At 60.5% G+C, this 26,988-nt stretch carries 15 protein-coding genes and 9 pseudogenes; 12 read left to right on the top strand and 12 right to left on the bottom strand.

The features are described 5' to 3' along the window. Positions 1 to 8 precede the first annotated feature (8 nt). The 4 genes and pseudogenes from BB934_RS28745 to BB934_RS28730 form a co-directional block, all read right to left on the bottom strand. Positions 9 to 1,364 (bottom strand): annotated as a pseudogene (locus BB934_RS28745) (IS1380 family transposase). Between the two features lie 155 nt (positions 1,365 to 1,519). After that, entirely contained in the window at positions 1,520 to 2,365 is an 846-nt protein-coding gene (locus BB934_RS28740; RefSeq protein ID WP_157934378.1) for a right-handed parallel beta-helix repeat-containing protein, read from the bottom strand. Positions 2,366 to 2,538: 173 nt separating this feature from the next. Then, positions 2,539 to 4,083, bottom strand: a complete 1,545-nt coding sequence (locus tag BB934_RS28735) for an O-antigen translocase (RefSeq protein ID WP_237050465.1) — start codon at positions 4,081 to 4,083, stop codon at positions 2,539 to 2,541. 260 nt (positions 4,084 to 4,343) lie between these two features. Beyond that, positions 4,344 to 5,678 (bottom strand): polysaccharide biosynthesis/export family protein, encoded by a 1,335-nt coding sequence (locus BB934_RS28730; RefSeq protein WP_099513385.1) that lies wholly within the window; start codon positions 5,676 to 5,678, stop codon positions 4,344 to 4,346. Between the two features lie 336 nt (positions 5,679 to 6,014). Here BB934_RS28730 and BB934_RS28725 point away from each other — a divergent pair, with 336 nt between their 5' ends. From BB934_RS28725 to BB934_RS28710, 4 genes and pseudogenes are all read left to right on the top strand, one after another. Then, positions 6,015 to 7,550 carry a GumC family protein gene (locus BB934_RS28725; RefSeq protein ID WP_099513384.1) on the top strand — a complete coding sequence of 512 codons (1,536 nt, stop codon included), beginning with the start codon at positions 6,015 to 6,017 and terminating at the stop codon, positions 7,548 to 7,550. A 107-nt stretch (positions 7,551 to 7,657) separates the two neighbouring features. Next, positions 7,658 to 8,452 (top strand): CpsD/CapB family tyrosine-protein kinase, encoded by a 795-nt coding sequence (locus BB934_RS28720; RefSeq protein WP_099513383.1) that lies wholly within the window; start codon positions 7,658 to 7,660, stop codon positions 8,450 to 8,452. Positions 8,453 to 8,738: 286 nt separating this feature from the next. Further along, positions 8,739 to 9,893 (top strand): annotated as a pseudogene (locus BB934_RS28715) (ISNCY family transposase); the annotation flags it as partial. A gap of 594 nt (positions 9,894 to 10,487) precedes the next feature. Continuing rightward, positions 10,488 to 11,842 (top strand): annotated as a pseudogene (locus BB934_RS28710) (IS1380 family transposase). A gap of 330 nt (positions 11,843 to 12,172) precedes the next feature. Here the strand turns inward: BB934_RS28710 and BB934_RS28705 are convergent. Continuing rightward, positions 12,173 to 13,768 carry an integrase catalytic domain-containing protein gene (locus BB934_RS28705; RefSeq protein ID WP_099513382.1) on the bottom strand — a complete coding sequence of 532 codons (1,596 nt, stop codon included), beginning with the start codon at positions 13,766 to 13,768 and terminating at the stop codon, positions 12,173 to 12,175. 194 nt (positions 13,769 to 13,962) lie between these two features. On the opposite strand from BB934_RS28705, the pseudogene BB934_RS28700 reads away from it, so the two are divergent. Further along, positions 13,963 to 14,160 (top strand): annotated as a pseudogene (locus BB934_RS28700) (helix-turn-helix domain-containing protein); the annotation flags it as partial. Between the two features lie 201 nt (positions 14,161 to 14,361). After that, positions 14,362 to 14,696, top strand: a pseudogene (locus tag BB934_RS28695) (transposase); the annotation flags it as partial. Positions 14,697 to 14,792: 96 nt separating this feature from the next. Here BB934_RS28695 and istB read toward each other — a convergent pair. Together istB and istA are read right to left on the bottom strand one after the other, a co-directional pair. Continuing rightward, positions 14,793 to 15,554 (bottom strand): IS21-like element helper ATPase IstB, encoded by a 762-nt coding sequence (istB, locus tag BB934_RS28690; RefSeq protein ID WP_099509450.1) that lies wholly within the window; start codon positions 15,552 to 15,554, stop codon positions 14,793 to 14,795. A gap of 18 nt (positions 15,555 to 15,572) precedes the next feature. Then, positions 15,573 to 17,111 carry an IS21 family transposase gene (gene istA, locus BB934_RS28685; protein WP_099509451.1) on the bottom strand — a complete coding sequence of 513 codons (1,539 nt, stop codon included), beginning with the start codon at positions 17,109 to 17,111 and terminating at the stop codon, positions 15,573 to 15,575. Positions 17,112 to 17,264: 153 nt separating this feature from the next. On the opposite strand from istA, the pseudogene BB934_RS28680 reads away from it, so the two are divergent. The 4 genes and pseudogenes from BB934_RS28680 to BB934_RS28665 all read left to right on the top strand — a co-directional run. Further along, a pseudogene (locus tag BB934_RS28680) lies at positions 17,265 to 17,621 on the top strand (IS3 family transposase); the annotation flags it as partial. Between the two features lie 51 nt (positions 17,622 to 17,672). After that, complete coding sequence (locus BB934_RS28675; protein ID WP_099513304.1) at positions 17,673 to 19,322, top strand: IS1182 family transposase; 1,650 nt, start codon at positions 17,673 to 17,675, stop codon at positions 19,320 to 19,322. 15 nt (positions 19,323 to 19,337) lie between these two features. Further along, positions 19,338 to 19,796 (top strand): annotated as a pseudogene (locus BB934_RS28670) (IS3 family transposase); the annotation flags it as partial. Positions 19,797 to 19,834: 38 nt separating this feature from the next. Then, positions 19,835 to 20,152: pseudogene (locus BB934_RS28665) on the top strand (transposase); the annotation flags it as partial. 410 nt (positions 20,153 to 20,562) lie between these two features. On the opposite strand, the gene BB934_RS28660 reads toward BB934_RS28665, so the two are convergent. From BB934_RS28660 to BB934_RS47440, 5 genes are all read right to left on the bottom strand, one after another. After that, the gene (locus BB934_RS28660; RefSeq protein WP_237050334.1) at positions 20,563 to 21,138 is read right to left on the bottom strand and encodes an IS630 family transposase; all 576 of its coding nucleotides are present in this window, start codon (positions 21,136 to 21,138) and stop codon (positions 20,563 to 20,565) included. Continuing rightward, positions 21,102 to 21,524, bottom strand: coding sequence for a helix-turn-helix domain-containing protein (locus BB934_RS28655; RefSeq protein ID WP_099510510.1), 423 nt, complete (start codon positions 21,522 to 21,524; stop codon positions 21,102 to 21,104). Before BB934_RS28655 ends, BB934_RS28660 begins: the two co-directional genes overlap by 37 nt. Positions 21,525 to 21,748: 224 nt before the next feature. Next, positions 21,749 to 22,792, bottom strand: a complete 1,044-nt coding sequence (locus BB934_RS28650; protein WP_099513380.1) for an IS110 family RNA-guided transposase — start codon at positions 22,790 to 22,792, stop codon at positions 21,749 to 21,751. Between the two features lie 161 nt (positions 22,793 to 22,953). Next, a complete protein-coding gene (locus BB934_RS28645) occupies positions 22,954 to 24,288 on the bottom strand; it encodes a hypothetical protein (protein WP_157934377.1) in 1,335 nt (444 codons plus the stop codon). 61 nt (positions 24,289 to 24,349) lie between these two features. After that, positions 24,350 to 24,610 carry a hypothetical protein gene (locus BB934_RS47440; RefSeq protein WP_157934376.1) on the bottom strand — a complete coding sequence of 87 codons (261 nt, stop codon included), beginning with the start codon at positions 24,608 to 24,610 and terminating at the stop codon, positions 24,350 to 24,352. Between the two features lie 193 nt (positions 24,611 to 24,803). On the opposite strand from BB934_RS47440, the gene BB934_RS28635 reads away from it, so the two are divergent. Further along, positions 24,804 to 25,070: a hypothetical protein gene (locus tag BB934_RS28635; RefSeq protein WP_099513378.1), complete on the top strand. Its 267-nt coding sequence runs from the start codon at positions 24,804 to 24,806 to the stop codon at positions 25,068 to 25,070. Positions 25,071 to 25,468: 398 nt separating this feature from the next. Further along, positions 25,469 to 26,328: pseudogene (locus BB934_RS28630) on the top strand (transposase). The last annotated feature ends 660 nt before the right edge of the window (positions 26,329 to 26,988 follow it).

Genomic DNA, 26,988 nt, shown 5'->3' with positions numbered 1-26,988 from the left:
CCCGTCTCTCAGGGCGAGGCTGCTCTCGGGCTGGGCAGGAGAGTCGCCGCTATGGCGCGGAAGAGGTCGGCTTCGGGACAGCAGGACGCGTAGGCCAAGCGGATGCGGCTCGCCGTTTCCTGCACCCGCACGGCGATCTTGAGCAGGCGAAGGCGCAGCGTCGCGAACTCCGCCCGGGCGAGATCGCGTGCCGCCGGGATGGCCTCCCGCACCGCCAGCATCAGCCAGTAGGCGGCCGTGTGCAGCACGAGCCGGACCTGGTTGGCCACGGCGCGCCGGCACGAGGTCCGGTCGGAGGCAAGTTGCGCCTTGTGGAACTTGATCCAGTTCTCGGCCTGGCCGCGGGCACAGTACAGGCTCTCGTAGACGACGCGTGGGCTGGTCCCGCTCAGGTTGGTGACCACAAAGCGGATGTCGAGCCCGAGGCGGGTCGCCTCGATGCGGGCAACCGCGCGACGCTCGCACGACCAGCTCTTGGCCCGGTGCGTCGTCTCGGCAAAGCCGCGAACGACCTCGCGATCCTCGATCGCCCTTTGAGTGCGCACCGCATCAGCGGTGTCCTGCACCTTGCTTGTGAGCGGCCGGCTACCGGCTCGCCCGAAGAGATAGCTGAGGCCGTTCTGCTCGCAGAAGTCCATGGCCTCGGGACGGGCCTAGTGGCTGTCGCCCTGGATCGTGATCTGCGTGGTCGGCCAGCGCGTGCGGATGCGGCGCACGAGGCGGCGTAGATGCGCTCGCACCTCGATGCCCGAGGGCGTCTTGCCGGGCCGCAGCACGACGGCGACCGGGCGGCCGGTGGCGCGGTCGTAGACATGGATGGGGAGAAAGCAGCGTTCGTCATAATGAGCGTTGAACAGCGACAACTGCTGATGGCCGTGGACGACATCGCAGGTGTCGTCGATATCCAGCACCACGCCGTCCGGCGCGGTGGCATAGCTTTCCATCCATTGATCCACCAGAGCATAGGTCAACCGGATGGCATCGCGCAGGCTCGGGGCGTTCTCCAGGCGTGAGAGGGTTGGCTGCGAGGCCAGATCCGCCCCGGTTTCCGGCAAGTGCCCGCAGGCGAGCTTGAACGCCGGATCAGCGCGCAGCGGGCCGAAGTCGTTGCAATCCTCATAGCCGCACGCGATGGCGAAGATGCGGGCGCGGATCATATCTGTGATCGCGTGCGTCACGCGGGTCGGGTCGCGCCGATCCGGGATGATGCGCGCCAGCCGCGCGGCAATCCCCAGCCGGCGCTCGGCTTGGGCCAGGAGCATGACACCGCCGTCGGACGACAAGCGCCCGCCATCGAAAGCGGCGGTGATCTTCTTGCGGCCCACGGCTGGAAACGGGAACGTTGCGGTTGTATCGTCCGGCATGGCGGGTGTGGCAGCCTCGAACGGAGAGCAGGATCGGCTTCAGCAACCAAATCCTACGCTGCTTCAAGTGCTTAAGCTACATCCGCCAGCCCTCATCACTCTTCCGATGCATAAGAACGGCTAGGAATTGTACATGTCAGACCCGGATATTCCGACTATTGGGGCATCAAATCTGCCGCAGGCACCATAGCGCCGCCTGGTATCCGTTCGGGCGGCACTTTATAAAGAACTTCGGTATTGCCGACGATGGTAGGCAGATGACCGTAGTAGTCGGGACGAATGGAGTAGAAACCGTACTTGCCCTTTATGATATAGTTGTCTCGGATAATGACATTCATCACCGGATAGTGGCCACCGCGGTCCCCGAGGACATACATCGTGTAGCCCAAGAACTGACCGTCGTCCCCGAGATAGTTGTTGCGGACTGTCACGCCGTTGACTGGGCCGAACATGTTGTCGATAAAGATCGCCGAAGTGCCACGCGCGCGAATCGTGTTGCCCTCGATTAGCGTGTCTGACTGTCCACCCATGCTCTGGATACCGTCGTAATGCGGCGAGCCGGGAGCCTGTAGGCCATGGATATAGTTGCCGCGCACTGTCGAGGAGCCACCGGTCAGGTTGATTCCGTTCTCAAAGCCCCGGATGTCGTTGCCGACGAACGTGCCGTTGCCCATGATGCCATACGAGCCGGCGGTTGAGCCCATGCCATCAATGTCGGAGTTGATCACCGATGCACCCTTGAATCCCCGCTCGACTTTGACGCCAGAATATCCGTCAGAACTGATCTTGCTGTTCTGGATGGTCACGTTGTCGGCGCGGATGACCACCATACCCTTGATGTCGAGACCACTGAGCACGGTCCCTGCCTTGGTGACCATGATGTCGCCAGAGGGCGTCAGAGTGGTACCGGACGGAACGCCCGTGTTAGCTGCTGTGGGAAATCCCGATCCTTCAGGTCTATCACTGGTGTCACTGAGCCTGAGATCTTCCTCGATCTGCATACAACACGCGCTTGCGGGTAAAAGAGTCGCCATGCCGAGGACGAATGTGGCCACTAGTCCTGAGCGGATAGTGACGTGGCAAGTGTGGGCCTTAACTATGGTCGCCTCAGCTACATCATTTGATACTTTGCACAGAGACATCGTAACACCTGTTGTAAAAGGCTATTCGACGATCATAATTTCTCAGGGTCTCGGGCGAAGCGTGCAAGCCAAGGCCTCAGGGCTGAAGGCAACATATCCGTCGAGCAGAGGCTGATAAGCGTCCACAAGGAATACAAGCTGCTGAAAAGCAGTACCACAAGTCCGAGAGCCGTTGCAGGCCAGAATGAGAGAAGGAGGAAGCCGCAGAATGTTATTGCTGCACTGAGAAGAAACAATGCTCCCAACCACACGTTCTCCCTAGACCACCGGAAGCCGCTCAAGCGGCGAACGACCAAGTAGACAACGAAGCTATGCGAGACATATAGGGCGAAGAATGCCGCGCCGGCACCCTCAAAGCCGAACTTTGCGACGAGAATACTCGCAAGTCCGACGTGTACGATCGCTGCCCAAATCTCTATCCAAAGAATCACCCATTGCGCACCCTTGGCTAGCACGATGAAGCCCATTGGCCAGGCGATGACCCTAAGCATCATGCCAAGGCAGATCCAGCGGATTAGATTGACCCCAGGCGTGAATTCAGCCGAGTAGAACGTTGTCATCACCAACGACGCAAAAGTCAGCGTGGCGACAATCCCTGGTCCCGCAAGCAAAATACTGATATGAGTTTGCTCGTTCACAAGACGATTACACTCACCATCGTCCTGAGACACGCTTGTGAGTCTTGGATAAAAATCCGTGCTCATAGTTTGAAGAATAAAGCCGGTATAGAGCCCGCCCAGCGTGTAGGCCGCTTGATATAGGCCAGCCGTTTCGACGCCGTGGCTCTGAATCAGAATAAGTCGAATTGCATAAGCGGCGCCAAGTGTAAGAATCGAATTTGCTGCGAAAGCGATGCCAAGCTTCAATAGCTTTGCTGCCTCTGATAGAGTGTCAGAGATCTTCATACGGACAGACTGCACTTGAAGCTTTCGACTGTACCACCAGGATACAAATGCAGAAACGATGGCTACGGCCACTAACGAGGGCACAATTCCTTCTTCACGGAACGTGTAGATAAAAATAATACTAACAGTTGTGCTTGATAGTGCGGACAACATGTTCATCCGGGCGAGATCCGCTATTCGACGCATCCCTTGGATGAGGGCAGCTTGTCCTGCTGACACGGAGAGGAAGAATACCGCGATGGCGAGAAGTGCCACCCCAGCCGATTGGCTGCGGTCGCCACGAAAGGTAAACTCCGAAACCGGTCCAGCCAATCCGGCCAGGACGATGGCACCGGCAAGGGCGAATAGTATCGACATACGCCTTAGGACTGTTGCGGTCTTGGCGATCCTGTTGGTGTCGCCGGAGCCGGCGGCTTCGGCGATCTGCCTAACCCCACTGTTTGGAATGCCTAGGTTCGTCAGAGCCTTGGTGATTTCCGTGATAGAATTATACAGGCTGAATAGACCTACACCACCCGGCCCGAGTAGCAAAGCAATTGCCTTGCTCCGGATCATCCCAAAGGCAATGTTCACAACGGACGCGCCACCCATCATCGCTACAGATTTCAGGATTTCAGCTTTGCTCCGGCCAAATCTTAAATTTGGGTGCATAGTGACAAACAACGATTCCATAATTTCGATGCATTCTATTGGAAGAGCAAAGGCGAGCGAAGGTAGAAGCCTTATGGGCAGGGGCTCACATAACGCCGAGATGAACTCTAAAGCTACCATTGTTCAAGGTGCATTGAGCAACTTAAACAATGTCTGCCAGAATCTCATCTGCTCAAAAGCGCCCACGACGGGCCGCGTAAAAAGAAAATCCCTTGGAACCCTGGTTTTCCCCGCATGTACTATGGGCGCACTGCCTCACCAGGACAACCCTAGAAGTCGAATCAACGACTTACACCGGACACCGCGACAGATGCACCGGCCGACCTCTTACTCCGCTCGCCTAACGTTACCTTTACTACATCATTTGGAGCAAGCACGGTTCTCTCCGATGCCGCGAACTCCTCAACTCTATCCTTTGTCTTTCTGACGACTGCGAAAGACAACTCCGGGTCCGCACTGCTCAACGCCATCCCACCATTGCTACTGGTAGCAGGCGTCAGCACGAGTGTCTTCTTGAGAACTTCCTCTTTAATCCTTAGCCGCTCGAGGCTCGCCTGAACGTCCTGTAACTCGGTCGATACGTCTGTTTGGAACTTATCGCGAAGCCCCACTTCGCTCCGCATCGCCTCGCTGATGCTCTGGCGTCCTCTCATTATTGCAGTAATTTGATCCAATCGATCGGATCTTAATGCGGCAACTGCCCGCTCTAGCTCCGACCGTCGGGAGACTGTTGCAATTCCGCGGTCGACAAGTGACTTGACGTCAGACAATTCGTTCTCCGAAAGCTTGATACTACCCTCAAGTGCTTGTGTTTTCTGGCCGAGAATGTCAATTTCAGAGCTGAGCAAGCCCTGTAGCTCGGCCAAGTTCTGCAACTGGCGTTCAAGTGCGTTTCGGCGGGCTCTGAAGATAATCTTCTCTTGCGCAACAATTTCGACAAGGACCGCTTCGTCGGAGCCTACCTTCATTTCAGGCGGGAAGCTGATCTCTTTGTCGCCTGCCATCTCGGCCCGCAGTCTGGACAAGCGGGCGGTATGGCGCAGAATCTGGCTGCGCACGTCTTCCAATTCACCAACTGTCGCGAGTTGTCCCGTCAGGCCCGAGTTACTGTCTGGCCGAAATACCCCTCCTCCCAACGACAGAGCCTGAAGCACTGTTAGCCCAGGTCGAAAAGGCTTCGCACCTGGTGCGGCGACGCTGCCGACTAGGAAAATCGATGGGTACTCAACAACGTCGACTGTAGCATCAGGAGCGTCAAGTAATCCAGCTTTAGTCTTAAAGCGCTCTACGATTTCACTAGCAAGCTCTCGAGTGTCGAACTCCGTGACGGCAAATGTTCCAAGGAGTGGAAGCGTAACAGTTCCATCTGTTGATACGACGAACTCGCCACTAACCGAGTCCCAGTGTTGATACTCGCCCTTGGAAGGAACCCATTGTACGATATTTACTCTTAGCTTCATTTGAGGGACAAGCGCAAGCCGCTCCGCGAGGGCTTGACGAGGGAGCATAGCACTGAGTGCAATAATGAAAGCTGCCGCCCAAATGTTGCTCAATGATCTTAGCGCTGCTGCCCGGACATTCATCATTTGCACCGGTTCGATCCTATCGGTAGCCATTACAGTGCCACATGATCTCTTTAGCTAAAGGCTTTGGCAACTGCGGTTCATCGCCTCTCGACCATGCTATCGCGAGTTAATACTTTTTTTCTCTTCTATCGCTCTTTGTAGCTAATCATTTGGCTTCCATATCGGACTTCCCACGATCTCTAGACATATCTCGCCCTACTGTCGTAAGCTCCACATGCTTTTACTAGCTTGACTAACTGGTCTTGAATTATCGACGTTTGCGTCGTTCACGATGTGGCCTTTACCATAACTGACACTCGCAAACCGAGGACAGATGATGCCAAGCTCCTCTATTGGGTGGACACTTAAATCACCGGCAGGAATTGGATGAACATCGCCGACCTACGATTCTACATCTCGATCTTTCGTCGACGTCTTCCCTACTTCGCTATCATCGTCGCGTTTACAACGGCGATTGGCATTGCTGTTGCCTACTTTCTGGCCCCGGTTTACCGAGCGGACGCCACAATACTCGTTGAGTCCCCACAGATTCCGAACGAACTGGCTCGCTCAACGATCCCTGAGGAGATCGTCAAACAGCTTTTGCGCATAAAAATGCAGGTGATGTCGAGAGATAACTTATACACGCTTGCCAACCGGCTAGGCCTTTATCACGACAATCCCGAACTTTCTTCCGACGAAATCGCGCAAGATATGCGGTCAAACATCAGCGTCGATCCGGTTCATCTCGACAATTCAAGCAAAGGGACATTTGGCCTGTCGATATCCTTTAGCTCGCCCGACCCTGCGCTAGCTGCCAATTTGGTCAATCAGCTTGTTGAAATGATTATTCGGAAAAATGTGAGCCTTCGCACGGATCAGGCGGGCGATACTCTGCATTTTTTTCAGCAGGAGGTGCAGCGCCACGCCGATAGGCTTCAAGAAATTGAAAGCAAGATCGTCGATTTCAAGAAAAGCCACGAGAACACCTTGCCTGAAAATGCGGCGTTCCGTCAAAGCCAGCAAACCAGCCTTCAGGAGAGGCTTTCGCAAATCGCGCGTGAGGCGGCCGCTCTGCGCGATGAAGACCTCAGAACTGCGCAGATGGCTCTGCTTGGTCCAAGTAGCCCGACGTTGAAGCAACAGACCCTTGAGCAGTTCCGGCGTGTTCTGATCGACAAGCGAGCCATTTATTCGGAGACGAGCCCTGCTATCGTTGCCATAATGTCTCAGATCGCTTCCCTCGAGAAAGAAATTGATTCGGATAGGGCGAGGGCCGGAGAAGGAGAGGCTAGCAAGAATAGACCACCAGAGGTGGATCTACGTCTGGCCGAAATTTCGCGGAAGCTCGCGCTTATCCTGCAGGAAAAGGAAGCAATCCAAAAGCGCCTCGAGGAGTTGAATGATTCTGTCACTAAGGCGCCTGTTACAGAAACCGAGTTGCGAGCACTTGAACGAGAGTACCAAAATACTCAGTCTCAATACGGTGCGGCGACAGCCAGACTTGCGGAGGCTTTGATTGGTCAGCAGATCGAAGCCCGATCGAAGGGCGAGCGACTTTCCGTTCTTGAACAAGCTATGCCACCTCGCCGACCGATCGAGCAAAACCGCCGCATGATTGCTGCAGGCGGCTTGGCGCTCGGAGTTGGCCTAGGCGCAGCCCTCATAGTTCTTTTGGAGCTATTGAGTAATGTAATCCGGCGCCCCACAGATTTGGTCGCCAAGCTCGAAATTGAGCCTTTGGCGACGATCCCTTTTATTGTAGGAGGCGACCGAGCACCCCTTACTGGGCTGACGAACCAACGGCAATCTACTAAGACAACCCCGCTTAGGAACCAGCCATCACCACAACGTGCACAAGCGCACACCGGTAGCGGGCCACGAAATGTTGCGCTTATGGGTAAAATCCAAAAGGAGCACTGAGTCATCCCGCCGGATTGGCTATGGATATAACCCTTATAGTCGTGCACTTTCGACATAAGCTCGCGTTGGCTAATGTCGGGTCCAAGCAGGAAGGTTGAGCCCGGATTATGGAACAGATTCACGACGTACTTTTGAATTCCGAAAATGAAACATCGGTTACTTTCGCAGAGAGCCGTGCGTCGTCTTTCCCGCCTGACGAAAATCTAACCTGGATGCGTCTGCGTCAGATGAAGGTTGACGAAAGTCGCGCGGCTGACGAACGAATCGTCACAATTACCCGCACAAACCCTGCTCATTTCCCGTTTGATATCTTGCGCACGAAGATGCTTAGGATTATGCGTGAGAACAAATGGACATCTGTGGCCATTACATCGCCGACGGTTGGATGCGGCAAAACCGTCGTAGGTCTAAACTTAGCCTTCAGTTTCGCAAGTCTATTAGACTGCCGTACCGTTTTGGTAGACCTTGACCTCAGGCAACCTAAGGTAGCTGACGTTCTCGGTATGGGCCAGCTCTCCTCGATTGAGGATTTCCTAGTGAGGGATGCACCAATCGAATGCGTTTTCGCGCGTTTCGGCGAAAATCTTGCAATCGGTGCCAACCGCGGTTATATAGCTCATGCTGCCGAATTGCTGCACGGACCGGGTATTCGGCGCAGAATGACGGAGATGAAAGAGCAGCTAAGGCCGGATCTGATATTATTCGATCTTCCCCCAATGCTGGCTACCGACGATGTGCTTGCATTTCTTCCCAACGTTGATTGCGCAATTCTTGTAGCGGCTGCAGAAGTAAGCACAATCAGTGAGATTGATGTTTGTGAGCACACGCTTCGGGAAGAAACTAACCTCCTTGGAGTCGTATTGAACAAATGTCGGTTCGACCCCAGAAAGTACGGTTATTAAAGCAGATCTGAACCTAAGATCGGCGATTCAGCTTGAACCAATGGGTGGTGGGCTCCGATCCTGTAGAGCTGCGAGTGCGATTTTTAGCCAGAAATCGTATGGAGCCTAATCGTCTGGGCCTGAACGGGCGGTACTGTCTGGAATTTCGTGTGAGCCATAACGATGATCTGGAAGGAGACATCGCGTGGCACGCGGCAAGGAACCCCGGATACCCGACAGTTCCGCATGCGGTAGGGCACCTGATATGCTTCGTCGCAGGCCTGTCTCCTATGCATGAGGCCCTGCGCTAGCGGCTGCCTCCAAACTGCTGTGGGTCAGTGAGCGTCAGGTCTACCGCCTGGTGCGCCGCTTTCGCGACAGCGGTCCAGCCGGGATCGCCGATCGCCGGCGCGGCCGCCCCTCCAACAATCGTCTGCCGGAAGTCCTGCGCGAGCATGCCGTCAGCTTGGTACGGCAGCATTATGCGGATTTCGGCCCAACCCTGGCGGCTGAGAAGCTTGAGGAACGCCACGCTCTGCGGATCTCGCGTGAGACGCTGCGGACCTGGATGATCCAAGCCGGGCTCTGGTTGCCACGCGCCGAGCGCAAGCGCTTTCATCAGCCGCGCCACCGTCGCGAGCATTTGGGCGAGCTGGTCCAGATCGATGGCTGCGAGCACCGCTGGTTCGAGGATCGCGGCCCACCCTGCACGCTTCTGGTGTTCGTGGACGATGCCACCAGCCGCCTGATGGCCCTCGGCTTCGTGCCGTCGGAAAGTGCCTTTGCGTACTTTGAGGTGCTCAGACGCTATCTGGACACGCACGGCAAGCCGGTCGCGTTCTACTCCGACAAGCATTCCATCTTCCGGGTCAGCAAGGAGGAGGCGGCCAGCGGCGATGGCATGACCCAGTTCGGCCGGGCGCTTGCGGAGCTGAACATCGACATCATCTGTGCCAACTCCAGTCAGGCCAAGGGCCGGGTCGAGCGCGCGCATGCGACCTTGCCGGACCGGCTGGTGAAGGAGCTGCGGCTGGCCGGCATCAGCGATCTGGAGGCGGCCAATGCGTTCCTGCCCGGCTTCATCGAGAGCTACAACAGCAAGTTCGCCCGACCGCCGGCGCGGGATCGGGATCTGCACCGGCCATTGAACGGGATGAACGATCTTGGCGATATCCTGTGCTGGCGCGAGACGCGGCGGGTCTCCCGGCAGTTGGTCGTGCACTACAACCGGATGAAGTTCACGTTGCATCCAACTGATATCACGGCGCGACTGGTGGGTCAGCTGGTGGAGATCTTTGACTTTCCCGATGGGCGGCTCGAGATCCGCTGGAAGGGTCTGCCGCTGGCCTATGCGGCGTTCGACAAGCTGCAGCGGGTCAATCATGCGGCGATTGTCGAGAACAAGCGGCTGGGCGAGGTGCTGGCGTGGATCAAGGAGCAGCAGGACGCCCGGCCCGTTCCATCTGGCCTTGGTGCAGGCCCCCGCCGCTCGAGCCAGAAGGCCGGCCTGATGAAAGATCGCGCGGATCGCCTGGCGCAGGTTGCCCAGTCCCAGCCCAAACCCAAACGCCTGGGCCGCCGGCGCTCCGATCGGACGGTCTGCGCACCGCCGCCCCAGGCTCCGTCTCACCCGGCCTGACTGACATCTCTACTTTGCGCTTCAAGCGACATTTCAACTTGGTTGCCACATAGCGGACAATCTTCTCACGTACGCGCGAGACTACTAGAAACAACCGATGATAGAAATTTAGTCCAATTCTAAAGCGTAACAGTGTCGTGTCGCCTCCCCCTTCCGAACGAGATGAGCAACGCCGCAAGGTCGAAGTCGCCAAGGCCCGTCTCGCTCGCCATGAACGGCTGAGCCGCATCGTGCTGCTTTTGCTTATTCTTGTGAGCGTCATTCTTCTGGCTCTGCTGGCGAACCATCTCTAGCTGTCACTCTTATTCATTATGCGGCTGATGAGGGCTGGCGAATGTAGCTTAAGCACTTGAAGCAGCGTAGGATTTAGTTGCTGAGACTAACTCCTGCTACCAATTGCACTGTGCCACACCCGCCATGCCGGACGATACACCTGCGACGTTCTCGTTTCCAGCCGTGTCCCGCAAGAAGATCACCGCCGCTTTCGATGGTGGTCGCTTGTCATCCGACGGCGGCGTCATGATCCTGGCCCAGGCCGAGCGCCGGATCGGGATCGCCGAGCGGCTCGCCTGCTTCATCCCCGATCGGCGCGATCCGACCCGCGTCAGGCATGCTGTGGCGGACATGATCCGGCCCGCATCTTCGCCATCGCGTGCGGCTATGAGGACTGCAACGACTTCGGCCCGCTGCGCGCTGATCCGGCGTTCAAGCTCGCCTGCGGGCACTTGCCGGAAACCGGGGCGGATCTGGCCTCGCAGCCAACCCTCTCACGCCTGGAGAACGCCCCGAGCCTGCGCGATGCCATCCGGTTGACCTATGCTCTGGTGGATCAATGGATGGAAAGCTATGCCACCGCGCCGGACGGCGTGGTGCTGGATATCGACGACACCTGCGATGTCGTCCACGGCCATCAGCAGTTGTCGCTGTTCAACGCTCATTATGACGAACGCTGCTTTCTCCCCATCCATGTCTACGACCGCGCCACCGGCCGCCCGGTCGCCGTCGTGCTGCGGCCCGGCAAGACGCCCTCGGGCATCGAGGTGCGAGCGCATCTACGCCGCCTCGTGCGCCGCATCCGCACGCGCTGGCCGACCACGCAGATCACGATCCAGGGCGACAGCCACTAGGCCCGTCCCGAGGCCATGGACTTCTGCGAGCAGAACGGCCTCAGCTATCTCTTCGGGCGAGCCGGTAGCCGGCCGCTCACAAGCAAGGTGCAGGACACCGCTGATGCGGTGCGCACTCAAAGGGCGATCGAGGATCGCGAGGTCGTTCGCGGCTTTGCCGAGACGACGCACCGGGCCAAGAGCTGGTCGTGCGAGCGTCGCGCGGTTGCCCGCATCGAGGCGACCCGCCTCGGGCTCGACATCCGCTTTGTGGTCACCAACCTGAGCGGGACCAGCCCACGCGTCGTCTACGAGAGCCTGTACTGTGCCCGCGGCCAGGCCGAGAACTGGATCAAGTTCCACAAGGCGCAACTTGCCTCCGACCGGACCTCGTGCCGGCGCGCCGTGGCCAACCAGGTCCGGCTCGTGCTGCACACGGCCGCCTACTGGCTGATGCTGGCGGTGCGGGAGGCCATCCCGGCGGCACGCGATCTCGCCCGGGCGGAGTTCGTGACGCTGCGGCTGCGCCTGCTCAAGATCGCCGTGCGGGTGCAGGAAACCACCAGTCGCATCCGGCTGGCCTTTGCCTCCTGTTGCCCGGACGCCGACCTCTTCCGCCGCCTTGCGAGCGCTCTGGCACCCCAGCCCCGGGCGGCCTCGCCCTGAGCGACGGGGCTGCTGTCGCCCCGGTCACCCCATGTCTTCTCCGCCAACGCGTTCCGACGTTCCAAACCTCGCCGCGGTGGAAGAAACGCAGCGGATCCGCACGCCCGCGCTGCAGATCAAATCATCCCGACCAACTCTGGTGAATACGATGGGCTAGATAGGTTAGGTCATGACACTCCGCGCCTGATCAATGTCCGGCAGATCAATGGTGGAGCCGGAAACGATTTGATCGACCTGACCTCCACACGCTTCACGTATGGGCCCGTGACGCTCGATGGAGGAAACGGCAACGACTGGCTTCTGGGGAGCTCTGTCGGCCGAACTGAGAAACTAACCCCTCCTGTTGCCACACCGAAGAATGTTACCGGGCGTCGTGATGGAGCGGACGATCTCTCCTCCCGCGGCAGGAGGAGAAGCGGGCACCTGCTTGATCCAGTCGCCGTCGAGGATGATCCGTCCCATCACGTCAACCCGCCAAGCCTTCACAACCTTTTGCACCATCCTCAGGCTTTTCGTCCGGAAGCGCGACGGATCGGCATCCATGAGACGCTGGAGCACTGTCGCCGCCGGGATCGCCGGCTCGGCCTCAAGCCATGCCTTGATCTGGGCCTCATGCGGCTCAAACATGCTCGGCCGCTTCGGATACGGCTTGGTCCGCCGATACGGCCGTCGATGCGTCGGTCGGGTCTCGCCGGCCTGCCAGGCCGTCTTCAGGCTCGCAGCGAAGCGCTGAAGATCAATGGCCACAGGTTCCTCGGGCTTGATGTTCAGGCCGCGATGATCAACCCGTTTTCCAAGCTCTTCCTGGGCCACGCGGATCCCGGTAAACAGCATGACCGGATCCGATGCTTCTATCAGATCCCGTAGCCGCTCTTTGTCTGTCTCGCTCACGCTGGGATGAGCCAACACACGGGCGGCAGGCGGAACTGGCGCATGATAGCGCTTGATCACGCGGGCCCCGATCCGGGTCTTCTCCCGCAGCTTGAACGAGGGCTGGTACAGATTGCCGTGCAGACGCACCACAGCGTAAAGGCGGGCCAGTGAGGCCGTCGCCTCTGCCCCGACGAACCTGCCATAGCCCACCAGACTGCGCACGATGGCGCCGTTCTTCTGCTCCACCCAGGCTTGGTCGTTCTTGCGATAGGCACGCGACCGCGTCACCTCCAGCCCCTGGCCTCGGCACCAGCAGACCACCAGTTCATTCATGAAGGCGCTGTCATTGTCGAAGTCTACGCCGAGCAGTGGGAAGGGAAACAGCGACCGGGCCTGCTGGATCGCCCCAATCACAAGACTGCCGTCGCGCGTGCGCACCGGCACGCACTCGGTCCAGCCCGTGGCGATATCGGTCAGAACCATCGTCTGGACGAAGCTGCCGGACGACGAGGTGCCGGAATGGGCCACGAAGTCGACCTCGACATACCCGGGCACAGGATCATTCCAATCGCCGAAGGTGCGCACCGGCACCGAACGGCGCACCGCCGAACTCATGCCGGCGCGACGGCGCTGACCGCCACGAGCGACGATGCGCACCTGCGACAGCAGCCGGTCCATCGTGGCCGTGCTGACCGTCAGTAACTTGCCCTGCAGCTCGTCATCTACATCGAGCCGGCCATGTCGCTCCAGGGCCGGCAACAGAATGGGGATCATCGGCTTCAGGCGCTTCGAGCAGAGACGGTCGGACGCCTCCCACAACACAACCAGGGCCTCGCGCACCCTGGCATCATACCGGGTGGCGTATTGCCTGGTGGCGGGTGGCTTCTTCTCAGGTCGACAGAGGACCCGGATTGCATGCTTGCGGTGATAGCCGGTGACCGCAACGAACTCATCCAGGATGTGCTGCTTGTCCGCCCGGCCGCTTGATCGGTAGCGCTCGATGATCGCTTCGACCAATTCCGAGCGTGTTGCCATGCTGAGATGCCTTGCCATCCACCATCCCCGAACCAGGATGACAAAAGATGACGCATCCCGTCCGGGACGGCGAAGCTACCGGTAACATTCAACGTGAGGCAATGCGCCCCCTGACGAAATGAAGAGCTGCCCCCTCCTTGGCAGAGGAGGAATAGATGTCGACTGGGGTTTCAGTGGATCCTGCATTGTCGCGGACGATGCGGGGAGACGATATGCTTCAGGCTGAGGAGGTGGCCGCGATGCTGCGGCTGCATGGGCTTGGCTGGGGAGCCAAGCGGCTGGCTAGGGAATTCGGGTGCGCGCGCAACACGGTGCGGCGGTATCTGCGCCAGGGCGGACCTGTGGCGTTCCGCAAGCCCGTGCGCCGGACGGCGTTCGATGGCTTGGACGAATGGCTGCGGGAGCGCTTCTTGGACTTGCTTCGAAAAACATACCGCTGGCGAATTCGATGTTGCCGCTTCATTCGCAGCTGGAGGGCTGACCTGCAGCGCTCGGATACAGAGCGCCGGCTGTCCACTCCGGAAGCTTGGCAGCTGCCTCGGCAGCCCTGAAGCGAGTTCGCCAGCAGTATCGAAAAAATGGAGAGCTTCTGATGAAGCAGGAGGATCTCCATGCCGAAGACCCGTTTTACGAGAGAGTTTCAGGATGAGGCCGTCCGCCTCGTTTTGACGAGTGGGCGCTCCCAGCGCGCGATCGCCGACGATCTTGGGGTGAACCGTTCGACGCTCGCGCGCTGGATGGCGGAGCACCAGGATATGCGGCCTTCGTCGGCCACGCCGCCCAATGAGGACATCGTGGACGAGCTCAAGCGCCTCCGCCGCGAGAACGAGGTGCTGCGCCAAGAGCGCGACATCCTCAAGAAGGCCACCGCTTTTTTCGTCAAGGAGGGAAGTCGATGAGGTTCACGTTCATCGATGCGGCGAAAGCGGAATTCCCCCTCCAGCGTGCGCATCTCGCGGATCGTGAGCGCTCATTTCGTGGGATCGTGAGCAGGCATTTCACGCGATCATGAGCGGTCGCGTCGACCGATGGGGTGATGGAGTCAGGAGATTTGGTCGCCGTCAAGAGGGCGGGCTCTGGCGTTCTGCTTTCTCATGCTTTCTCCGGCGAGTTGAAGGCGGTGGGCATTGTGAACAAGACGATCCAAGATTGCGTCTCCAAGAGTGGGATCCCCAATCAGGTCATGCCATGCGTCCACGGGAACCTGGCTCGTGACGATGGTCGATGAGCGGCCGTGACGATCGTCGAGGATTTCCAGGAGATCGCGCCGCTCGGACCCGGTGAGCACTGACAAGCCCCAATCATCGAGGATCAGCACCTGTACGCGACCGAGGGCCTTGAGCAGGCGGCCATAGCGCCCGTCGCCGCGCGCGAGCGCCAATGCCTCGAACAGGCGCGGCACGCGGTGGTAGAGCACCGAGCGGTTATCCCGGCAGGCCTTGTGGCCGAGCGCGCAGGCGATCCAGCTCTTGCCGAGGCCGGCCGCCCCTGTAATCAGCACATTCTCATGCCGGTCGATCCAGTCGCCAACAACCAGCCGGGCAAAGACCGCGCGATCGATGCCGCGCGGGGTTCGCCAATCGACGTCCTCGACGCAGGCGTTCTGGCGCAGCGCCGCGAACTTGAGCCGCGCGGTGAGACGCTTGGTGTCGCGCTCGGCCGCTTCGCGGTCGACCAACAGCCCGATGCGCTCCTCAAAGGACAGAGCGTCGAGATCGGGCAATCGTCGCTGCTCCTCGAAGGCTTTGGCCATGCCGGTCAGGCCAAGCGCGATCAGGCGCTCATGGGTGGGATGGGTCAGCATCGGTTGGGTCTCCTGGGTTCAGTGGAAGTAACCCTGGCCGCGGATGTTGCCGTGGCGCAGGGGTTCGTGGTCGGGCGTCTCGTCAACGACGGCGCGGTCGAGGCCATTCTTGAGAATCGACCGGATCGAGGCGACGGAGCGTGCCTTGATGAGGAGGCCGCGCCGGCAGGCGGCCTCGACGCGGGTGTCGCCATAGCTCCTGGCCAGCGACAGGATGCCGAGGCAGGTGCGGAAGCCCTGCTCGGGATGTGGACGGTCGGCGATCACCGCCTCGAAGAAAGCCGCGACGGAGGGCCCAATCCGTTCACCGGCGGCGATCAGGCCTCGTGGGGTCCACTGGCCGTGGCGGCGATGGGCGCTCGGCATATGCTCGGCAACGGTGGTGTGGCCGCGCCGGTTCGGCGCCCGGGCATGGCTGGCGACCCGCTGGCCCTTGTGGAAGATCTCGACCGTCGCACCGGCAAGGCGCACGTCGACGAGTTCCCGGATCAGGCGGTAGGGCACGGAGTACCAGTGGCCGTCGACCTCGACATGGTAGTCCGGCGCGACGCGGCAGCGCTTCCAGCGGGCGAAGACGTAGGGCTCGTCTGGCAGCGCTCCCAGCCGGGGCCGGTCGATCTCGGCAAAGAGTTCGGCCCGGCTGGAGCCGAAGCCGCGCATCTGGCGGGCGTTGAGTTCGACGACCAGGCTGCGAATGGCGCGATTGAGCTCGGCGAGCGCGAAGAAGCGATGGTTGCGCAGCCGGGCCAGGATCCAGCGCTGGGCGATTTGGACCGCGACCTCAACTTTGGCCTTATCCTTCGGGCGTCTCGGCCGCGCCGCGAGAATGGCGGTGCCGTAATGGCCGGCCATCTCGGCATAGGTGCGGTTGAGGCCGGGATCGTAGCGGTCGGGATTGGTCACCGCCGCCTTGAGGTTGTCGCAGATCACGAACTTCGGAACCCCGCCCAGGAAGGCAAACAGGTTGGCGTGCACGGCAATCCAGTCCGGCAGGCTCTCGCTCGCGCAGGCCTCGGCATAGGTGTAGTTGGAGGCGCCCATGGCGGCGACGAACAGCTTCATGGGATGGGCTTGGCCGGTCAGCGGATCGAAGACGTCGATGGTGTCGCCGGCAAAATCGACAAACACCTTCTCGCCGCCCCTGTGGGTCTGGCGCATTGTTGGGCGAACGCGCCCCTTCCAGGCCTCGTAGGTGGTGCAGAACCAGGTGTAGCCGAAGCCATCGGGATGGGCGGCGCGATATTCCTCCCAGAGCAGCACGCGCGTCACGCCACGCCGGCGCAGCTCCTTCTCGACATAAACCCAGTCGGGGACCGGGCGCCGATCGGTCTGAGCCGAGGATGGTGCCGGAAACAGCAGGAGTTCGAGCGCGTCGTCATCGAGCCCGTCCGGCAGCGGCCAGCTCAGCCCTGCCAGACGGGCGCGGCGCAGGTAGCCATGAACGACGCCATTGCTGATCCCCAGCGTGCGCGCGATGACGCGCTCGGTCAGGCCTTGGACATGTCTTAAACGAAGTACTTCTCGGATCCGGCGCATCGACAATCTCTGGGTTGGCATCGGGCCTCCTCGTGGGTTGAACGAGGCACCCGTAGCCGGTTGAGTTGTCGGCCGAAGCTCCCGGCACCTCCGAAAAGGTGCTCACGATCCTCTGAAATCGTTGCTCACGGTGCCGCGAAATCGCTGCTCACGATCACGCGAAACACGCACCAGCGCCTGTGCCAGGTTCTTGAGGTGAGCCAGAGCGGGTACTTTGCCTGGCGAAGTCGTCCGGCGTGCCAGCGTCAGCGCGACGATCGGGTGCTGCTCGCCCATGTCCGGTCCGCCTTTCGAGAGTCGCATGGCACCGATGGCAGCCCACGGATGACGCGCGAACTCCAGGATCAGGGCCTGCCAATCGGTCGCCGTCGGACGGCCCGACTGATGCGCGAGAACGGCCTCAAGGCCCGGCAGAAGCGCCGCTTCAAGCGCACCACCGACAGCCACCACGCCTTTCCTATTGCGCCCAACCTGCTCGAGCAGGACTTCTCGGCCGAGCGCCCGAACCAGAAGTGGGCCGCGGATATCTCCTAGATACTGTCGGCGAATTCCCTGTTGGCTATTCAGCAAGAGGAGGAATCCATGAGCCTTCATCCCGAGCCGATTGGTGAGATCCCGGCCGAGACCGTGCGAGTTGCCCGGGCAGCTTTCCCTAAGGGCAACATTGTGGCCCGGCTCCGGGATGAATTTAGCATCCTCTACCAGGATGAGGACTTCCGACGGTTCTACCCGAGCCGGGGGCAACCCGCCCTTGCGCCGTGGCGGCTGGCTTTGATCACGATCTTCCAGTTCCTCGAGCACCTCAGCGATCGACAAGCCGCTGACGCTGTCCGGGCCCGGATCGACTGGAAGTACGCCCTGGGGCTCGAGCTGACTGATCCCGGGTTCCACTTCAGCGTGCTCACCGAATTTCGGGCCCGCCTTGTCGCCGGCCAAGCGGAGCATCTGCTGTTGGACACCATGCTCGAGCGGTTCAAGGCCCGCGGTCTGATCAAAGCGCGCGGCAAGCAACGCACCGACAGCACGCATGTGTTGGGGGCCGTGCATGACCTCCATCTTCTCGAACTTGTCGCTGAGACGCTGCGCGCCACTCTCGATGATCTGGCCGCCGTTGTTCCGGACTGGATTCGCGTGATCGCTCAGCCGGCGTGGTTCGAGCGCTATGCACATCGCATTGAGGACTATCGTCTGCCCAAGAGCCGGGAGAAGCGTGAAGCTCTCTCGCTGGAGATTGGCACGGACGGGTTCTTCCTGCTCGACGCCTTGGACGATGCGAGCGCACCGGCTGCGGCTCGAGCGGTGCCGATGGTGCAGACGCTGCGCGACGTGTGGCGGGTGCATTACGCACGGGACGATGGGCGGCCGCGCTGGCGGGCGGGAGCGGAACTGCCACCGGTCGGCGAACGGCTGCAGTCGCCCTATGATCCCGAGATGCATTACTGCACAAAGCGTCAGATGGAGTGGTCCGGCTACAAGGTCCACGTCACCGAGACCTGCGATGACGATGCCGCGCACCTGATCACGCACGTCAAGACCTGCCCGGCCATGGAGCAGGACATGACGAGCACGGCCGAGATCCATGCGTGCCTGGCCGCCAAAGGCCTCCTCCCTTCTGAGCATTACGTGGACTCGGCCTACATTGATGCGGCCTTGTTGGTCAGCAGCCGGCGGGACCACGGGATCTCGCTCGAGGGGCCGGTGCGGGGCGTATCGTCCTGGCAGGCCCGCACGGGACAGGGATATGATCTGCCCAACTTCGTGATCGACTGGGAGCGCGAACAAGTAACCTGCCCACAGGGTAAGGTCTCCGTGACGTGGCGCGTCGCGCGCAGAGAGGATGGAAGCCCGCGCATCAATGCCGTGTTCAGCCGCTCTGATTGTGGAGCCTGCGTCGTCAGAGCGCTGTGCACGCCCGCGAAGGAAGCCCGCCGCGCCGTCTACTTCCACACGCGCCAGGAGTACGAGGCATTGAATGCAGCCCGATCCCGGATGCACGATCCCACATGGAAGGAGCGGTATCATATCCGGGCTGGCGTCGAGGGCACTCTCTCACAGGGTGTGCGGGTATTCGGAATGCGCCGGAGCCGGTATATCGGGCTCCTGAAGACCGGCCTCCAGGAAGTGTGTTCGGCGGCTGCGATGAACGTCTTGCGGGTCGTACACTGGTTGGACGGATGGCCGCGCACCAAGACGCGCGTGACCCGCTTTGCTGCGTTGGCGCCAGCCCTCTGAATTCGCCGACAGTATCTCTCCTATCTGTGGACGAACGAGGGCTGGCTCTACCTGGCCGTGGTCCTCGATCTCTTCGCCCGGCGGGTGGTCGGCTGGGCGGTGAGCGACCGGCTGCACACGGAGCTGGCTCTCGAGGCGCTGCGCAAAGCCCTGGTCATCCGGCAGCCAGGTGAGGGGCTGACCCATCACGCGGACCGCGGCAGTCAATATTGCTCGACAGCCTATCAGGCCGAGTTGCGGAAGCACGGCATCCGGATCTCCATGTCCGGGACAGGCAATTGTTTCGACAATGCCGTGGTCGAGACCTTCTTCAAGACCTTGAAATCCGAACTGGTCTGGCGCACCGTCTTCCAGACGAGGGCCGAGGCCAAGAAGGCGATTGGTCGTTACATCGATGGGTTTTACAATCCCGTCCGGCGTCATTCGACACTCGATTATGTCAGTCCGGTTCAGTTCGAAAGGCTGGCCGGATAGTTACAAAACCGCTCTCCACTAAACTGAAGCAAATCCACTTTCGGCAGTCCCGCAATGTCGGAGCTCATTTGGGTCTCACGCCGCGGCGATATCAGTCCGGCGAGATCGACCGGAGCGGCCGCATCTCGAAATGCGGTGACGAACTGGTGCGATCCTATCTGTTCGAGGCCGCCGGTGTCTTGCTGACTCGGGTGCAACGCTGGTCGCCGCTCAAGGCCTGGGCGGTGCGGCTGGTGCAGCGCAGTGGGTTCAACAAGGCCCGGGTGGCCCTGGCCCGCAAGCTCGCCGTCATTCTGCATGCGATCTGGCGGACGGGTGAGCCCTTCCGCTGGACCAAACTGGAGGCTGCCGCATGAGAATGGGAAGGATGAGATTGACTTGGCATTCATCGTGAGGTGAGCGCCAGGTGCCGTGCTTGCTCCTCGGGGCGAGGGTACGGGTCATTCCGCAAGCGGGGCCTGTGAGAGCTGGATCTACCAGCTGATCACGTTGTGGACCTTGGAAGGCTCGTGCTGTTGAACCCGATGATGCGGCGGCCCGTGCCGACCGCGGAGAGAACCGTGATCCGGGGAGAAGCAAAGGTGCCAGAGCTTTTTGCGCTTGACTGGAGACCCGTGATTAGAGAACCGGCCCCCGCCTCGCAAGGGTGTTGGACAGTGTTCTGATCGGATCGCTTGCGGTCATATGTCCGGCCTGTTGGTGCAGTCGCACAGGACCGCTGGCCAAGATGGCGTCCGCTCTGTGAGTTCCTAAAGCGCTTTTGGGATCAGTGTAGGGCATAGCCGGCATGCCTGATCCAGCCTCGGGCATCCTTTGCGGTGATGGTGTCGAGGGCGGGTTTGAGTTCCGCTTCCAAAGCTTCAAGAGTGCGAGGCGCTTTCGCCTTGAGCCGCTCTTTCATCTTGGCCCAGGCGGGCTCGATCGGGTTGAACTCCGGGGAATAGCGCGGCAGGTACAAAAGCCCGATCCCGGCCTGCGCGAGCAGGTCTCGCACTTCTGTGGCCCGATGCGGGCGCAGGTTGTCCAACACCAGAATGGCATCCGGCTTGGTGCGTTTGAGGGCCGGTACCAGGATTTGCTCGAGATAGGCCAAAAGCACGGAGGTCGAGGTCGAGGCCTCGATGCTCATCGTAGCGACCAGGCCCTCACAGGCGAGTGCGCCCAAGACCGTCAGCCGCTGCCACGAGCCGAGCGGGATGGAGCCATAGGCGCGTTGCCCACGTGGCGCTCGCGCATGAGTGCGGGCCATCTTGGTCGTCACTCCGCTCTCATCGAGGAACACCAGGCGTTCCACGGGAAGCTCGCTCATCTGCTGGCGATAGGCCTCGCGCTCGGCGGCAATCTCGGGCCGCTCCTGCTCGGCCGCCCGAAGGGTCTTTTTTTCGGACGCAGCTTGAGCCGCTTGAGCGCCTCGCAGATCACCGCCAGACACACCGTCACGCCCGTTCGCTCGGCCAGGCGCTCGCGGTACTCGCGCAGCAGCGCGTCATTGTCTTCGGCCACGAGCTGACGCAGCACCTCCAGAGCTGCTGCATCCAGGCGCGAGGGCACGCCGCCGCTGTGCGGCTTGGGACAGCGTCGGCCCTCCTCGCGCTCTTGGCGGCGCCAGTTCGAGACGGTGGCGGGGCAGACCTGGAAGCGGCGGGCAATCTCAACCTGAGGAAGGTCGCCACGCGCACAGGCGACAAGAACACGCTCACGCAGATCAGGAGAATAGGGCTGGGGCATGGTTTGCCTCCCGGGCCATATCCCAGTCAACGCACAGACCACCCGAAGCGATTCAAGTCCAGATCAAAAGCGCTTTAACAGCACCGCGGCCTCGCCAGACCACAGTCATGTGCGGAGTGTCTCACCGTCTGGATCGACGATCACACCATCTGCTCGCTTCCTTGCAAGGTCCGACACCAGTTCAACATGAGAGCACTCGAGAGGATCTCATGTCGGGCTGATCTCTAAACTACGCATGCCGATGCCGGTCTGGCCGAGGGGCCTTTGTAGCTCTCGCCTGTCACCATCAGCTTCCAGGCAATGCGGGCGATCTTGTTGGCCAGCGCTACGGCGACCAGCTTTGGTGGCTTGCGCTTGAGCAACTCCACCAGCCAGAGCGAAGCAGGCGCACACTGGCCGCGCCGCAACTGCCGGATGACAGCCGTAGCGCCGACCACCAGCACGCTGCGCAGGATCTCGTCACCGGCGCGCGTGATCACCCCATGCCGCACCTTGCCGGCAGTCGAATGATCCTTTGGGGTCAAGCCGAGCCAGGCGGCAAAGTGGCGGGCGGACCGGAAGGCCTCGGGCGCGGGCGTCTTCATCACCAGCATGGCGGCCCCGATCGGCCCCGCCCCAGGGATCCGAGCCAAGCGTCGGCTGCCCTCATGGGCGCGGTGCCAAGCCATAAGGCGATCTTCGACCTCCTCCAATTGGACCTGCAATCGCGCATATTCTGTGGCCTGCATCTCAAACAGCTCTCGGGCCAGAGCCGGCAAGGTCTCTTCGGTCTTGACCCGCTCCAGGAGGGGCTCGATCCGACACAGTCCCTTTGGGGCAATGAGCCCAAACTCGGCCGCATAGCCGCGGATCACGTTGACCAGCTGGGTGCGCTGGCGGATCAACCGATCGCGCACCCCCACCAGCATCAGGGCCGCCTGCTGCTCTGGGGTCTTAACCGGCACGAAGCGCATGGTCGGCCGGCTCATCGCCTCGCACAGGGCCTCGGCATCGGCGGCATCGTTCTTGCCACGCTTGACGTATGGCTTGGCCAGTTGCGGCGCGATCAGCTTCACCTGGTGCCCTAACGACTGCAACAGGCGCGCCCAATGATGCGAGCCCCCACAGGCTTCGAGGGCAACCACGGTGGGCGGAAGCTTGTCAAAGAAGGTGATCAGGTCCTGGCGCCGCAGCTTCTTGCGCAGGACTGGCTCCTCGGCGGCATTCACCCCGTGCAGCTGGAAGACGTGCTTTGACGTATCCATTCCGATGCGAATAATCTGGTCCATGGACGGTCTCCTGTGTTTGAGATCGGCAACGACCTCATTCTGGCACAGCGATGCCGTAAGGGGGCCGTCCACCCCAACAGCACCCGACCAAAGCGTCAAGACACCAAGAGCCCTCTTGCCACGCAGGCGCCGTCCACACACGGCCTTATTCTGCACCGGCTTCATCCAGACAGGTCAGCCAGTTCGCGCAACGGCAGGTTCTCACAGGCTGAAGTCGAGAGCACAGCAAGGACAGGGCGGCTCGGGGCCTTGCGCCCGAGGTAGCGGTTCAGCCGGGTCCAGTAGAAATCAGCCCGCGTTCGCATCATCGGCTGCTCCAGGTAACTCGCTCCATCAAACAGGTACACGAGGTGCTGATCTTGAGCCAACGCTGTCAGCAGTCCCTGCTGCCACCCTTGGGGTGCGACCTTCGTCACTCGAACTTGGCAATCTCCCGCAGTCCCAACCACCCAAGGCAAGTCGTCCTTAGGGGTAAGCAGCTTCATGTGGAAGCCCTGCTGCTCAAGCAGGGTTGTGACCTCATCAGGAAACACGGGTGCTGTGTCTACCGCAGGGCTGGGGGTAGGATGCGCCAGGCCTGAAACCTTGAGAAACAGGCTCGCCACCAGCGCCAGACTAAGTCCGATCCCAAGCCCAGGTTGGATCTTCACGGCAGATCCTGAGTTGGCTCGAGCCGGAAGATCGCGCCGGACCGCCAATATGCAGATCGCTATCACAATCCCCAGGGTCAGCCAGCTTGCGACAGTGGCCCCAACCGGGCCGTGGAGCAGGTCAAAATAGGCGGGGTAAAACCCGATCAGGCTGATGCGGGTGACGTTAATGGCGACCACCGCGGCACAGGCGAGCACAATCCACCCGACATCCCACAGCGAGCTGGAACGTCCCATACCCTTGTTAACCGTCACCCAGCACAGGATCGCCAGCGACACGTTGGCCAGGGACGAACACGCCGGGGCAATCCAGAGATAGCCGGAGCCATCGGCGAGTTGAATTGCATTGCCACTGCGAGGGGTTCCTACCAGCCAGCCCACCAGCAGCGCATCACCCTGCAGGATGGTGTCGCTGAGGATAGCAAACAGCAGGCGGCTCCAGAACATCGGTACCGTCAGGGTGAGGAGGATCCAGGCACCGCGGTGGAACAGGCTCGAGTGCGGCGACGTCCGCAACAAGTAGATGGCCAAAGCAGCAAGGGCCAGCCAGCTCAGCGGTGCGACTGGCCCGAGGAAGGCGAGAAGAGCGCCACTGGCCACAAGCCAATCCGAACGGCGGACCGGCTGCATAGGACTACGAAGCAGGATCACGAGGCTAAGGCCCCAGGCAACCCAGACAATGGCGCTGATATCGAAAGTGCTCACCAGCGCAGCAACAATTCCGATGTCTGCCACCGCGTGGCTGACTCTCTCGCTGATGCCATTGGCAAAGCCGACCACGGCCAGCCCGGCGAATAGCTCGTTGCGGGAGACAAATGTGGCTGCGGCCTGTCCATTCACGATCATGGCTCCCGCGTCTGCAGACAAAGGGCGCGGGAGCCGATCAATGTTCAGCATGTGGCCCGGTCTATTGAGCTTGGCCCCGGGCGCGGTAGCGGCGGACCAAGACATAGCCGCCTGCGATCAGCAGGAACGGCAGCCCGGCTCCGGCAATCGGGCCAGGAACCCCTTTATTGCCACCGCCTCCACCACCGCCGCCTCCGCCGCCGCCTATGGAGCCTCCACCGCCTCCACCGCCGCCGCTATGGCCTGCCTTATGATGGGCCAGAGCGGGCACGGTTGCCGTTGCCGCCACAAGCAATGTGGCTAAGGTGACTTGCTTTAACATTCCACACCTCGCGTTGAGGAAGTATAACAACAACGCGTCACTCGGCTGATTGACAACTACTTTTATGAGATTAATAGCCTCCAGGGAGGTACCTCAGATAGGTGGGTTTCAGCGCATCAGACTGAGAGGCATGATGAAACCTTAAGGTCCGCTGTTGGCCGATTGAGATAAGGTGACCTCATAGGAGAACTTGATGCGCACTTGGCCAAGTGTTCTTGTCGCGGGGACTGTGTTGTTCGGCGCCGTGGGCGTTTCCTATGCGTTTCCGTCCCAAGCAGAGGCTGGGGTCAAATGGATCTCTGAGTTCGTGAACGCTCATGGCAGTAAACCTGGAGGCAAGCCGGAGGGCGGCAGCAAAGGCGTTCCTGGACCGATTGCCGGGGCCGGGCTGCCGTTCCTGCTTCTGGCCGGTGGCTATGTGCTGATGCGCCGCTACCGCAACCGCCACAGAGAAGAATAGCCATCCACGCCTAAGGTAACAGATCACCGAGGCAATCGCAGATCGGAAGAGCGCTCTGCTTTGTCAGCAGAGTGCCCTGATGACTGACCGCGCCGAAATGAAACCCGCATCAACAAGGATCCATGCGCCCTGGCCGATCGCCTCTGGGTCAAGGATCAGCTCGACCCCAAGGAGGAAGAACTACGGTTCCCAAAATAGACGCGGTTTAGCTGCGAAGCCGAACGGCTTCATCCCGCAATTCCTACGTAAAGCGCCGGGGCTGTTGAGGCATGGAGAACCTCCTCGGTCACAAAAGTGCTTTCCATTTTCCCGATACTGCTGGCGAATGGGTTGGAGCGTTTGAGGTAGGCTTGGCATTCGGGTTGCAGGACCTGAATTCTGCAACTCTGGAGGGTTCTATGTCACTCTGCCCGACCTTGTGTGCTGATGTTCCGGCTTCCACCGCAGCCGTTGCCCATGCCGCCTTCCCGCGTGGCAATTCAAATCTGCGCCTATGCGACCAACTCGGGACGATTTCCACTGACGCCCAGTTCGCGCCTCTCTTCGCGAGTTGCAGACAGCCCACCGAATGCCCGTGGCGGCTGGCGCTGGTGAGCTTGCTTCAGTTCGCCGAGAACTTGTCTGACCGTCAGGCGGCCGAGGCCGTCGCAGCCGCATTGACTGGAAATACCTGCTGGGACTGGAATTGACCGACCCTGGCTTCGATGCCTCGGTCCTGAGCGAATTCCGCAGTTGTCTGGTGGCGGGAGGCGCGGAAGAACACCTGCTCGACACCCTCCTGGTCCTGTGCCGGGAACAGAATCGGCAAGTGGCGACCTGTCCGGCAGCGCACACGAGCAGGCGTTGGCTTCCTGATTACTGGCAGGGACGGACCGCCTTCAAGGTGCGCTTCTCGACGATCCACTGTCGCCCCTGTCCGTTGAAGTCACGGTGTACCCGAAGCGGCCGGCGCCTTCTCACACTGCGACCACCCGAGGAACACGAGACGCTGGAGGCGGCTCGCCAGCGCGAGGCGCAGCTTGCCTTCTCAAAGGAGGATCGACAGCGCGCCGGGATCGAGGGAACGATTTCGGCGGGCGTCCGGGTCCTGCACCTGCGGCGCTCCCGCTATATCGGTCTCGCCAAAACGCATCTCCGGCACGTGCTGACGGCAGCAGCCCTGAACCTCATTGGGCTTGATGCCTGGTTCGCGGGCATGCCGCTCGCACTGCCAGGGAAGATCACTCAGCCACTGTATTGTTATCGCGGAGCACGTTGAGATCTACCTACTAAGTGCCAGACCGGACCGGATTATGGGACTTTTGAAACAGTTATTATGATGACAAAGTGTAGTTAACACTGCCCTGAAGTCACGTATCTATGGGAGTTTCTCATGCTCCAATCAAGTGATAGAATTTCAGAGCCCGAAACGGACGGAATGGATTCTTTGGATGGTTCCGAGTTTCTAGAAGAGACATCGCTTATTGGGTTCGCACAAGAAGGCGGCCTGAATGGGATCTCTGCTAGTGGTCTGCATGCGGAGGAATTAGCAGGGGCATCTTCCAATGGTGGCGCGCGTGTCCCTCTTCAGACTGAAAATCAGGACCGCGCCGGAGGAGACGAAACGACAGGACCATCCTCATCCACACCCAGGTGGGATCTCCCGGCAGGACACCTTGATCCTATGGACTCCGCCGCTGGGCAAGCGCCTCTTGAGGCACATGATCCCTCATCGGTGCTGACCGACCCGATCTCCACACAGTTAACTCCATCACAACCAGCGGCTCTCGCGGTAACCCCACTGCCAGAGCCAGCGCAAGACTCGGCAGCATCTCGTGTTCTTGCTGACACTGTAAATAACTTCCCCCCAAGAGAGGTTTACCGGCCTGGAGGCGAACGACTGATACTTCCGCTCACCCCTCCCGGCCTGGAAGCGGAA

This window comes from Microvirga ossetica (assembly GCF_002741015.1).
Classification (GTDB): Bacteria; Pseudomonadota; Alphaproteobacteria; order Rhizobiales; family Beijerinckiaceae; genus Microvirga; species Microvirga ossetica.
The sequence above is the reverse complement of the archived record's forward strand: the minus strand, read 5'-3'. Positions and strand labels throughout refer to the sequence as shown.